The sequence below is a fragment of the Rossellomorea aquimaris genome (assembly GCF_008180865.1).
Classification (GTDB): Bacteria; Bacillota; Bacilli; order Bacillales; family Bacillaceae_B; genus Rossellomorea; species Rossellomorea yichunensis.
This window is the reverse complement of sequence record NZ_VTEX01000007.1, coordinates 19,914-31,971: the sequence shown is the minus strand read 5'-3', so window position 1 is coordinate 31,971 and position 12,058 is coordinate 19,914. Positions and strand designations below refer to the sequence as shown.

Annotated in this window: 11 protein-coding genes and 2 riboswitches; of the genes, 2 read left to right on the top strand and 9 right to left on the bottom strand. The window is 42.4% G+C overall.

Translation table 11 applies throughout. The annotated features are described in order from the left end of the window. The first annotated feature begins 59 nt into the window (after nucleotides 1-59). Entirely contained in the window at nucleotides 60-317 is a 258-nt protein-coding gene (locus FZC88_RS22345; protein ID WP_187443733.1) for a YpbS family protein, read from the top strand. A gap of 120 nt (nucleotides 318-437) precedes the next feature. On the opposite strand, the gene FZC88_RS22340 is transcribed toward FZC88_RS22345, so the two are convergent. Together FZC88_RS22340 and FZC88_RS22335 are read right to left on the bottom strand one after the other, a co-directional pair. Next, nucleotides 438-710 carry a DUF2187 family protein gene (locus FZC88_RS22340; RefSeq protein WP_148971261.1) on the bottom strand — a complete coding sequence of 91 codons (273 nt, stop codon included), beginning with the start codon at nucleotides 708-710 and terminating at the stop codon, nucleotides 438-440. A 291-nt stretch (nucleotides 711-1,001) separates the two neighbouring features. Beyond that, nucleotides 1,002-2,174: an MFS transporter gene (locus tag FZC88_RS22335; RefSeq protein ID WP_187443453.1), complete on the bottom strand. Its 1,173-nt coding sequence runs from the start codon at nucleotides 2,172-2,174 to the stop codon at nucleotides 1,002-1,004. Between the two features lie 557 nt (nucleotides 2,175-2,731). After that, a riboswitch (SAM riboswitch) is annotated at nucleotides 2,732-2,836 on the top strand. An 86-nt stretch (nucleotides 2,837-2,922) separates the two neighbouring features. Here FZC88_RS22335 and FZC88_RS22330 point away from each other — a divergent pair. Then, a complete protein-coding gene (locus tag FZC88_RS22330; RefSeq protein WP_148996512.1) occupies nucleotides 2,923-4,239 on the top strand; it encodes a Na+/H+ antiporter NhaC family protein in 1,317 nt (438 codons plus the stop codon). 593 nt (nucleotides 4,240-4,832) lie between these two features. Here the strand turns inward: FZC88_RS22330 and FZC88_RS22325 are convergent. From FZC88_RS22325 to FZC88_RS22295, 7 genes are all read right to left on the bottom strand, one after another. Then, nucleotides 4,833-5,588, bottom strand: a complete 756-nt coding sequence (locus FZC88_RS22325) for a (S)-benzoin forming benzil reductase (RefSeq protein WP_148971392.1) — start codon at nucleotides 5,586-5,588, stop codon at nucleotides 4,833-4,835. 104 nt (nucleotides 5,589-5,692) lie between these two features. Then, a complete protein-coding gene (locus FZC88_RS22320) occupies nucleotides 5,693-6,478 on the bottom strand; it encodes a divergent polysaccharide deacetylase family protein (protein ID WP_148996511.1) in 786 nt (261 codons plus the stop codon). Between the two features lie 123 nt (nucleotides 6,479-6,601). Then, complete coding sequence (locus FZC88_RS22315; RefSeq protein WP_148971390.1) at nucleotides 6,602-7,075, bottom strand: helix-hairpin-helix domain-containing protein; 474 nt, start codon at nucleotides 7,073-7,075, stop codon at nucleotides 6,602-6,604. A gap of 14 nt (nucleotides 7,076-7,089) precedes the next feature. Beyond that, nucleotides 7,090-9,069: an ABC transporter permease subunit gene (locus FZC88_RS22310; RefSeq protein WP_148996510.1), complete on the bottom strand. Its 1,980-nt coding sequence runs from the start codon at nucleotides 9,067-9,069 to the stop codon at nucleotides 7,090-7,092. 139 nt (nucleotides 9,070-9,208) lie between these two features. Beyond that, entirely contained in the window at nucleotides 9,209-9,919 is a 711-nt protein-coding gene (locus FZC88_RS22305; protein ID WP_148996509.1) for an EAL domain-containing protein, read from the bottom strand. 58 nt (nucleotides 9,920-9,977) lie between these two features. Next, nucleotides 9,978-10,058: riboswitch (cyclic di-GMP riboswitch) on the bottom strand. A gap of 99 nt (nucleotides 10,059-10,157) precedes the next feature. Further along, nucleotides 10,158-10,742, bottom strand: a complete 585-nt coding sequence (locus tag FZC88_RS22300; protein WP_148996508.1) for a DNA-3-methyladenine glycosylase — start codon at nucleotides 10,740-10,742, stop codon at nucleotides 10,158-10,160. 103 nt (nucleotides 10,743-10,845) lie between these two features. Beyond that, nucleotides 10,846-11,901, bottom strand: a complete 1,056-nt coding sequence (locus FZC88_RS22295) for a DmpA family aminopeptidase (protein ID WP_148996507.1) — start codon at nucleotides 11,899-11,901, stop codon at nucleotides 10,846-10,848. Nucleotides 11,902-12,058: the final 157 nt, after the last annotated feature.

Below are 12,058 nucleotides of genomic sequence, written 5' to 3'. Positions count from 1 at the left end.
CGCCTGGAAGAAGGCATAATAGATGATATAATGCGTAATTGATAGAGAGGGATGAAATCATGAGTGTACACAAAGACATCACGAAGCATTCAAGTAAACAAAATCAACTGGTACAACAATTTATGCTATTGGATGAGCGTAGAGAAAGAGCAATCGATGAAGCCGTTCAGCTTTGTTTGAAAGATCAACCGTTTACAACGGATGCCATTAATCATGTGACGAACGAAATCAATATCCTTGCCCGTCAAGGTGTCGTTCCACAGAGAAAGCTTGTCACAATTGAAATGGTGAAGGAGTATGCAGCTAAATTAAACTAATTTAATCAGAGTTGCTTCTCTTAGTCTGCAGTTAACGGACATTACATAAAAGACCCCGACACATCTAATCCATGTTAATGGTGTAAGAGTGTCAGGGTCTTTTACTTTGTATGTTTGAACTTAAGCTTTTAATGCGCTATTCCACCCATCGTATACAAATACAGGTTGTGTACCAATTTCTGCACGTTCTATGACGGCATAGTTTTTATGTGACACGACGGTCTGATCGTCCGGTAAATCCAGCTTCTTCGCAACATCCCTGTCCATTTTGACAATGACCGTATTTTCTCTAAGGGTAGTAACTACACCATTGATTACATGTTTCTTCCTTTTAAACTGAACGGTATCTCCAAGGTTTGCATTGTCTTTTGAGTACACGAATGTATTTTCCATTTTAATATCCCCTTTTTAATAAAATGTAATATGTTTCTAATCTAGTTTATAAAATTGAAAGAATTTTCTAATAATATTATTCTAACTGGTATTTATATAATTTTCAATGAATACTTATCCTTCTTCTACCACAATTCATGTTTATCAAAACCTTTTCAGATTACTTTTTTGTTTACTTACGTTCTTCCCTTATTATACCTATTGGCTACCACCAAAGGAAAATCCTCCCTTTTAATATTTTTTAACAAAAAACGCCTGAAGAGAAATGTTCTCTTCAGGCGCCTTGATGTATTAATAAGCGAGTGCATTTTTCTTTTCTTCCTTCATGAGGACGAAGCAAAGGAAAATCCCCAACAGGGATAGAACTGCGAAGAATAAGTACACCGTGTAAATGGAGTACGTTTCATAGATAAAGCCGCCAACAAAGGTACTGAACCAATTCCCCAGTCCGTTTCCGATTGCTGAATATACCGTAACGGCCGTTGCTGTAATGTGGGAAGGCGTGATTTCTTTAATGTAGCGCAAGCCGGCTGGAATGAATAACCCAATGGCAAGACCCTGCATGACAGCCGATGAATAGACAAGCCATAAACTTGGTTCTGTAAAGTAAAAGAGCCAGCGGAGCATGGAAGCAGCACCTGCCAAAGCAGCGACGGTTAACAAACCGAACTTATCAATCCAGCCACCGGCGATCCTCATAAAGGGAACTTCCGATAACACTGCAATCAGGAACGCAAGACCAATCCCCGCATACGTTCCACCTGAATCTTCAACAAATAATCCGAAATACACATTGTTTGCTAAATTCGGACCGAACACTAAGAATGTGACTGCTAAAAAGATAAGGAACTTTTTCATCGTGAATAATTCCTTCATCCCTGCCTTTAAATCAAGCTTGGCTGCCGCCCTCTCTTTCGGAAACCGGAAGGAAAGGAATCCGGATAGTACTAAACAGATAAAGAAAGAGTAAAAAATGATGGTTGGCCCGATAAATCCTTCTGAAAGTCTTCCCATCATAAAGACTGCAATACCGAAGCCCAAAGAGCCGAACAGGCGGATATTTCCGTAGTTATACCTGACTTTACTTGTATACTTCAAGCTGATACTATCAGAAACGGGAATGATTGCACTTTGGAAAATGGCCACTAGAATGGCCACGATAAGCAGGCCATAGTAAAAGTCCATAAACAAGTAACCGAGTGCAAAGATCCCCGCTACTAAAGAGGTTAAACCAAGAACCACGGTGGGACGATTGGTCGTGTCACTCACCATTCCCCAAATAGGCTGGAAGAAAATCATCATGATGGGACCTACAGACATGATCGTTCCAATCTGATAACCATTCAACCCCACACTTTCGCTCAAATACACACTGAGTAAGGGATATAAACTACCAACACCGAAGAACGTTAATAAATAAAATCCTTGTAAGGTAAAAATTTGATTTCGTACTGTTCTTTCCACTACCGTATCCCCCAAGATGTTTTTTGTCTTCCTTATAGTAGACCTTGAACGTTCAATTGTCTATGAGTTTATACCTTATTATGGATAAAGTCATGCTTTTCGTCCAGCTACGGCAGCTAGTCCCTCGAGGTCATAAGCCAATAACGACAAAAAGGCATAAGGCGCCTTTCCGACGTTCTTGTCTTATGCTTGTCGGGACTGAACGAGCCGCCTCCGCTTTTGTTTCATCCAGCTACGGCGGCTAGTCCCTCGAGGTCATAAGTCAATAACGACAAAAAGGCAAAAGACGTCTTTCCGACGTTCTTGTCTTATGCTTGTCGGGACTGAACGAGCCGCCTCCGCTTTTGTTTCATCCAGCTACGGCGGCTAGTCCCTCGAGGTCATAAGTCAATAACGACAAAAAGGCATAAGGCGCCTTTCCGACGTTCTTGTCTTATGCTTGTCGGGACTGAATGAGCCGCCTCCGCTTTTGTTTCAGAAAAAATTCCCGTTTGACTTTTTCGAGTAAACCCTTTAAAGTATGGAAGTATATTTTAAATCAACTAAATACGATATTCTTCTTATCCAGAGAGACGGAGGGACTGGCCCTGCGATGTCTCGGCAGCGGACTCATATTGAGTGCTGTGCCACATCCAGCAAGCGAAATGCTTGAAAGATAAGAGGAGTGTTTCGTTCTTTTGAAACCTCTTCTTATTTTGGAAGAGGTTTTTTGTATGTTAGTAAATTGGACGCCAAAGGAGTGTTAGGAATGAATCAAGAAAGAGGAAATTTATTGGCGTTACTGCCTTTGATCATATTTGTTTCACTGTTCCTTGGAGCAGGCATCATTTCCGGAGACTTTTATGCCTTTCCTGTATTAGTATCGATTATCATTGCATCCGTAGTAGGTTTGTTGATGAACCGAAAAGAGACTTTAACGGCTAAGATAGAGCGTTTCGCTAAAGGAGCCGGTCACCCTGATATCATGATCATGGTCTTTATCTTTCTGTTAGCAGGAGCATTTTCCGGAGTGGCTGAAAAGATGGGGGCCGTTGATTCAACCGTAAACTTCGCTCTATCCGTGCTCCCTGGTAACTTGATCATCGTTGGATTATTTATTATCGCTGCTTTCATATCATTATCAATGGGTACGTCCATGGGAACGATCGCAGCACTTGCGCCAATCGGTGTCGGGATTAGTTCAGGTACAGATATTTCTATGCCCCTTGCGATGGCGACAGTTATTGGAGGAGCGATGTTCGGAGATAACTTATCATTCATTTCAGATACGACCATTGCAGCTGTTCGTACTCAGAAAACGGAAATGAAAGATAAATTTAAAGTGAACTTCTTCATTGTATTACCTGCTGCAATCGTGACAATGGTGATTCTCCTGGTTCTTACTATGGGGAATCAATCAACTGTCGGAGCGGAAAGCTTTAATTGGATTAAAATCCTGCCTTATCTTGGAGTTATCATCGGTGCTCTTGCAGGGTTAAATGTGTTTGTCGTTTTATTAGGCGGAATTGTTTTAGCTGGAATCATTGGATTCATAGATGGAAGCTTTACTCCATCCAGTTATTTCGGCAGTGTGGCCGATGGAATGACAGGAATGGCAGAGATTGTGATCCTTTCCATACTGATTGGCGGAGTTGTCGAACTCATTCGTCATAACGGCGGGATCCAGGCATTACTTTATCATGCCACACGCAGAATCAAGTCTCCTCAGGGAGCACAGCTTGCTACTGCAGGATTAGTGAGTTCCACTAACCTTTGCACAGCAAACAACACGATTTCGATCATTATTGCCGGTCCACTTGCCAAATCGATTAGTGAAAACTATGGAGTGGATGCCCGTAAATCAGCCAGTATCCTGGATATTTTCTCTTGTTCGATTCAAGGGTTGATCCCATACGGAGCACAGGCACTGTTAGTGGCTGAAGTCGCAGGCATTTCACCGGTCAGCATCCTCCCATATGCCTTCTACCCTGTCCTGATTGCTGTTTGCGGTCTGATTGCCATTCGATTTGCACTGCCGAAATTCACACGTAAATCAGCACCGGAAGCTAACCCGGTTCGATCTTAATTTTAGAGAGACAAATCCTTTGGGGTTTGTCTCTTTTTTTGATACGCTCTTTTCTCAAAAATTGTTGCTTTTTAACATAAGCTCTGCAAGGCTCTGTCAATTAGCGTGTGCCAGATGGTGATGGGAACTGCTCCGCTTGCAGCTAGCGTTCGGCCGAGCCTCCTCAGCTTACGGAACGGGGTCTCGGCACGACCGTACTTCCGCAGGAGTCTGCGCAGTTCCCCTCACCATCTTTATCAGAATTTTTATGACAGAGCTTCAAGGTGTACAAGAAAACAATGTAACTAGAAAAAATAATTCTTCTTCCTTAAAAGAATACCTTAAATGAGACTGTTTGCTAAACTTATTTTTATTGTTTTCCATTAAGGATACATGCTTAGAAAGTTGATTCTCGCTGCAGGATGTTCGACTCCTGCGGGAATAGCTGGACAGGTGAGACCACGGAGGCGAAGCCGAGGAGGCTCACCGCCAGCCCCGCGGAAAGCGAGCATCCTGTAGCGGAAATCAACTATTACTTTCTCCTCCTCTATAATAGCAACAAACTATTTTGATAAGAAAAAAGCAGATTCCGTTGCCAGGAATCTGCTTTCTTTTTATAACAAATCATTTACATGATACAGCTTACCACTTTCGATTTCGCTTTCTGTTACAAGTTTAATCAGAGCATTTGCGACCGTATCTGTTTCACGAAGCATTCCTTCCTCTTTGTAGCGCTGAAAGGATTCGACATCGGCAAAGGCTTCTTTAGAAGAGGAACGGATCTCTCCTTGCATGTCCGTATCCATGACCCCTGGGCTGAAAGCAATCACTTGATGCCGGCTATGCTTTTTAGAAAGCTCTAAGCTCACGGTTTCCGTCAACATGTTCACACCTGCTTTGGTTGCGCAGTACGTACTCCATCCGTGAACAGGACGACTTCCTGCTCCTGAGCTGATATTGATCATGATCATCTTCGAGTCAGATCCCCGGGCTGCTTTTATCATCTCATTGGTTGAGATCATGGGAGAAAGTAAATTCACATGCACACTCGTTTCAAGAGCTTGGTTTTCTACTTCACCAGACCGATTGATTGGTGTCACCACACCGGCATTATGGACAATATAGACTCTGTCAGATTGATATCCGAATACTTTTGTCCCCACTTCACGGAAGACCGCTTCTGTTTCTCCTGATTGTGCAAGATCGCATGGAAAGAATTCATACGAAACCTCTTTTTCCCCGGCAAGCTTTTGCAGTCTTTCATTATTTGATCTGGAAACATTGATCAAACCTATGCCTTTTTCGATAAATAGCTTGGCGATCGATTCACCTAATCCTCTTGTTGCTCCCGTCACAATGGCATAATCCATATGGAATCATCTCCTTCTTACCTTCTGATTATAAGGGAGGGTCTTCTTATATCAAAAAAATAAGCTTTGGTTTAACAGAAGATTTACAAAGAAAGAGCACACCATCAAGGCATGCTCTCATCAATCAAATGATATTCAGGTATTAAATCTGACAGTGGTACAATGGATGCTTTTTTCTCATAAAGAGGAAGAAACTCTTCAAGCATGGTTGCGACCTTGATTCCTGTGACCCCGACATGACCTATGGCAATGGTGGAAGTGTCACTGTCTAATTCTTTAGAAAGAAGCTTGGCTTGCTTTCCGATATGCTGGATGGTATAGACATCATCAAAGAATAATTCATTTTCAAGATAGGGAACACTCAATTCTTTCGCAAGCTTGGGAATGACGCTCTTTCCTGTTGTTTTACTATCCAAATAAAACAATCCCTTTTCCTTGCATACCTCTAGAACGACCCTCATGACCCGTTCATCGGCTGTTGCTTTTGAACCCATATGGTGATTGACGCCTACTGCATAGGGAACCTCTTCGATCGCCTTTTCTACTCTTTTCCGGATTTCGTCATTTGAAAGCGAAGTGGTGATTGCCCCTGGCCCAAGCCAACTTGCTTTCCCGGACATCGGTTCCATGGGTAGATGGACGATGACCTCATGGCCCAGCCCATGTGCCTTCTCCGCATCTTGTCTTGTAGTTGGCAGAAAGGGCATAACTGCAATCGTCAAGGTGACGGGTAATTTCAGGATTTCCTCTGTTCCCTTCATCTCGTTTCCTAAATCATCAATGACGATTGCGAGTTCATTATGATGGGCTGGAAGGGGCAGGATGTTTCGGGCTGAAATGGAATCATGAAAAGAGAAAGTCATTAGTAAACAGATGAACACGATTCTCATCTCTGATCACTCCTTTTCTTTATCATGTCCATTTTGAGGAGGATATACGAAAGAGGTTTGTCCCTGAAGAGAACGTATATAAATAAAGGCAGGAAGCTGATTCTATCTTCCTGCCTTTTTAGTTTATGAGGTCCGTCCCTCATCCCAGGCTTTCGTTGGGCGGTCACTGGGGTAGCCGTGGGTTTGACGGTAGTTTTTTCTTTGGGTGGTGAAGTCCCACCAGTTTTTCTTGGATGCCGGGTTGTTTGCGTGGTGGACGACGCACCTGAGGGAGTCTTCCACGCATGGGTCCATCCAGACGCCGTACTTCTTTTCCAAGTCTATAATGAGGTCTTCCCCTTTTTCATCCTTTATGTCTTCGTAAGAATGAAAACCAAGGTCTTCAACTACATTATGCGCCATATTCGGTCCGATTGACGGAATTCGTTGAAAAATGGACATGCCGACTAAGTACCGGGCTCTAGCCATAGAGATGTTTAGTCTTTCACTTAATACATCGGGATACAGTTCGAAGATGTCTCCCAGTCTGATCTTCTCTTTACGAAGTGCCGACCTTTCCTCGTCGGTTAGTGGCAATTTAGGACTCTTTCTACTCACTCTCTATCTCCCCCTTATCCCTTAAAGGATTGTTGTCGAACCAAATGAAAGTCTTCCGTCACTGGACGGTAGGTTTTCTTCTTGACCAGCTTATGTTTATTCTTAATTGGAGTGTTGTTTATCAGTACGCCTACCTTTGTTTGCTGGATTTCCTTCACACCTTGCACAATCAACTGCATGGCGATGATGGCAATCATAAAGGCTGCTAACGGAGCGATGACAATCCAGTACTTTCCGGTCATAAGGGAATCTTTAGTGGAACTGATCAGACCTGACCATTCAAATGTCCCCGATTTTGGAGGATCGGGTACCAGTCCTCCTGTAATGATCGTTCCGCCCAAGAACAGATGAAATAACCCCAGATGCACAAGGATGAGAAGCGTTTGAATAAATTGCTGCCCCCATATAATGAATAGTCGTGGTGCCAGATGTGGGAAAAGGTGCGTCCACAGCAAATGACGATTACTTCCCCCTAAGAGCTTCGCCGACAGAACAAAATCCTGTTTACCTAGTAACTTCAGTTCATTCCCTATTAAAACCGTCGTTAACGGCAGCACAAGAATCGTCAAGACGACAGCTTCAAAAACAAGTCTTTCAAAGATGGAGTGATCCCATCCTAAAACGGGCAATCCCCAAAGAACAGGTCTTAATAGAAGATATGCAATAAGACTTAAAGGTAAGAAATGAATGGAATCCACCATCCGATCAATCCAATTCTTCCTATTTTCTTTCAGATGAAAATGATAGGCTATTCCAAGATAGAATCCACCTATAACCCTTAGAGATGCGACAACCAGTGCAAAGAGGAGGGTATACTTTGCCCCGACAATCAGTTGGTCGAGGATGCTATACCCGAAGAAATCGGAGCCTAAGATCATCTCTCCAAAAGGCTTATGTGGAGGGGCACTGATGATACGTCCTTCATCGTTTTTCATAAACTGAATTTGTTTAATCGGATCTTCTTTCATCATTGGATAAAGGAAACTGAGAGCAATCAAGAGAAAGATGACACTAAACCCGATAGCAAACTTCCCATTATTCATATGCTGCCACCAAAGCCGTCTAATAGTAGAAAGCCAGCCCCAGATCTTCCATTCATTCCACTTCGTTTTATCCCTTTTATATTTGGTATGATCGACGCTTCCCTCCCGATTAATCCATAGATACACGCCTTGATACACAACGAAAAAAGGTGTGTAAATCATAATCAGGGAGATGGCTATGACCATAGGTCTGAAGTCTTGTACGATGTAATACGTTATTCCCCTCATATTGAAAATCGTCTCGATGATGAATAAACTAGATAGCATCCCCCATATGATCAGCTTTCCATGATAAAACAAGCTGGGAGAAATATTTTTCAATATGTGAGCAAAAAGGATCCTGCCTTTCGACATTCCTTTGCTTTGGGCAAACTCTACATGTGGCTTTAGCATTTCTTCTTCCGTAATAAAAAGGAGAATACGAAAGAAAGAGATCATGGGTATAATGGATAGTGTGATGATAGGAGCAAGAAAGATCTTTTCTTCCCCATACTCCGTGAAATTCATCAGTTCCACGCCAAAATATTTAATAACATAGACAATGAGCAGCTGGAGCATAAACGCAAACATTAAGTCAGGCACCGTCTCAAAGAGGTTTAATACTTTCTTTAGTGAAGACGTAACCCATCGGGGCATAAACACTGTGAAGATGGTAAGGATAAACGCTATTCCCAGGCCTAAGCCCAATGCTCCACCGATAATCTGTAAAGAATACAGATAAGGTCCCCAAAGCATGTCCAGAAAATCGACGGTTATCCCTTTATAGGAATAGCTCCAATTTTCACCGTCCAAAAATACAAACACGAACTTAAAAAACTCTTCCAAGAACCCGACAAAATTGTACAGGCCCCTCTCTTTAAATACTTCAGGAGCAATACTCACAGCTAAAATACCAATCAATCCGAGAATATAATAAAACATAAATTTCAGCGGAAATGTGAGAAGCCTCATACCTTGATCCCCTTTTTTCTCTTTTTCCTCAGTTTAATGGAAATGTTAAATATTTTCAATTTTATTTTAATTCGGACAATACCATAGCAGATGTCCACGAAAAAAGGTGACTCATACACTCCAGAGTCACCATTCTCATTTACGCTAATAGTCGACTCGGCCTTCCCAAGTAAAAGCCTTGTCCTATTGTAATCCCAATGTCCTTTGCCACTTGCATATCCTGTTTGGTTTCAATGCCTTCTAACACAATTAACGTATCCTTACCGTAGAATTGATTGAAAAAGGAAAGGAATCGTTGTTTCTTCTCATCTTGTGCCAGATTCAAAGCAAAATAGCGATCCAGTTTAATGACTTCCGGTTCATATTCAATGGATTTCTTGATAGAGGATGTCCCTTGACCAAAGTCATCAATCGCATACCAAACTCCGAATTCCTTAAGTTCTTTAAGTGACTCTTTTAATAATGGATTCTGCCAGAGTTCCTCCGCACTCGACTCATTAATCTCCAGCACAAGACGCCCCAATATATCAGGATGCTTCTTCATCAAGTCATAAAAATAGGTATGAAAGCTCGGGTGAAGAATCGTCGTGATATAAATATTAAGAAATAACTTACAGTTCTTCAGTCCATTCTCCGAAAAGCTTTCAAGAGCTTTTGAAATGGATAAGGTATCAAGCTTATATAAGATATTCGCTTTCATGGCAGACTGAAAAACACTTTCGGGATTTTCGTTATACTTGTTTCGTAACAGGCCCTCATATGCATAGAGGGTTTGATGCTCGCCCATTTCATATAAGGGCTGAAAATCATGATAAATATAATCGTTTTGAAAAATAGTAAAGATATTCATAGGACCCCTATACTCTCTATAGTTTATAAAAAAAACCACACAAAAACGTATTCCTACGTTCGTATGTGGCCGGTTGCGCTACTAGCTCCCCTAAATGTAAGCGCCCATCTATCATTTAGGTTCAAAGCTCCCATTCGAATTGTCAGTATATGATTTTCATCTCACAAGAAAAATATACCACAAACATAGTACTTATGGGTTATTTTTAAATTGATTATTAGAAAATTCTCAAAAATAATCATCTTGATACATAAGGATTGTCCTTTACCCAGAACCTCCACGGATAATCCCTGGCTTCTCCCGTGTTATCGATCCCGATTCGTTTTCCTTCCACAATCTCTTCAGGCCGGTATCCCTTTGAGATGATGAGAGGGGGTTCCAGGAAGTTGCCCCCGTAATCTTCCATGGTTATGCCTAACGCTTTTGTCAGCTTTCCCGGCCCATTTGTCCAATTTTTTTTCACATGACCCGATCGTCTTCTTTCCATTAGCTCCAAGCCCTCAAGGGGTTCGACCGCTCTAATGAGAATCGCTTCGGGTTTTTCTTTTTCCCCGCTCACTACATTGACCAGACAGTGAGTATGCATAACATATGTATAGATCCTGCCAGCCTCATGAAACATGACTTCCGTCCGCTTCGTCCGTCTATTTCCATAGCTGTGAGCCGCTCGATCCGCTGGCCCTAGATACGCTTCCGTTTCCACAATATAACCTGAAGCTTTTCCCTCCTCCGTCTCTTTTACTAACACACATCCCAACAAAGACTTTGCAAGTTCCAAAGTGGGCTGTTGGAAAAACGAAAGAGGCATAGGGATATAATTCATGACTGTCACTTCCTTCAACCAAATAGTTCGTACATATATATGGTATACCCTATTAATTTAATCGTTAAATAACAGAAAATAGGTAACGTCTAAAGATTTTGTCTTATTTCAACAGTCCAGCCCTTAGCAATTCTAAAGGTATCGCTTCCATTTCCCGTCCATTCCTGCCCGTTGTGGTTTCCGCTTTACAGAGAGAGTTCCATATGGCTTCTTCTACGCTATCGACTGTCATTTCAAATAGTGTAGAGATAATCTGTCCGTCTTCTTTAATGAACGAGTACGGAATCGTGTTATCATTGGAAGGCTGATGTGGAATGCGGTGTGCAGTAGAAAATGCAAGAACAACATCACCACTCCCATGGGCTGCATACGAGCCCGTTCTAGAAAGGCCGAATGTAGCACGTTTTGCCAGTCGTTTAAGCTGCCTTTCATTTAGAGGTGCATCCGTCGCCAGGATGATCATGATTGACCCATCCGGTGTATGTTGATCCTCCCCGGAGTTAAGATTGGGAAGCCTTAGATCTTTCCTCTGACCGAAATTCGTTAATACGAGGGCTCCCACCGTATACTTCTCATCTCCAAAGGGATACTCCCTGGAACTCGTCCCAATACCACCTTTATACCCTAAACAAAGCATTCCCGTTCCCGCTCCGACGCACCCTTCATCGACAGGTCCCGATTGTGCATGAACAATGGCTTCCCGGGCATCTTCAGGCTTTACATGAAGACCGCGGATATCATTCAGAAACCCATCATTGCATTCTCCCACAACGACATTTACTGTCCCCGTTGTGTCTCCGATTTCAGGTGTTTCGTCCAGCATATATTGAACCGTCCCTTTTAACACATCCCCAACGGAAAGAGTATTCGTCAAGAGAATGGGACTTTCAAGTACACCAAGCTCCTCCATTTGAATCGTCCCGACTGTTTTTCCAAAGCCATTGATCACATGGCGGCCCGCGCATACTTTCTCACGGAACAGATTGCCCCCATGAGGTAAAATCGCCGTTACACCCGTTCGTATCACGGTATTGTCATGCTCATAGTGAAGGGTTTTATGTCCGACCTTCACTCCCTCAATATCGGTAATGCTGTTATATTTCCCACATGTATAGGAGCCGATCCTTCCTCCCAATTCCCGTAATCGTTTCCGTTCCATTAATGAAAACCCCCTTCCCTTCTTTCTTATTAGTAACTATTCGGGTCAGGAGCTCAAAACCCCTTTTGAAACACAGAAGCAAACCCTATTTTTAACAGGATAATAATGACGGCAGGAGTACATATTAAAGACTGTTAATGCCTGATATAAAAGGTAA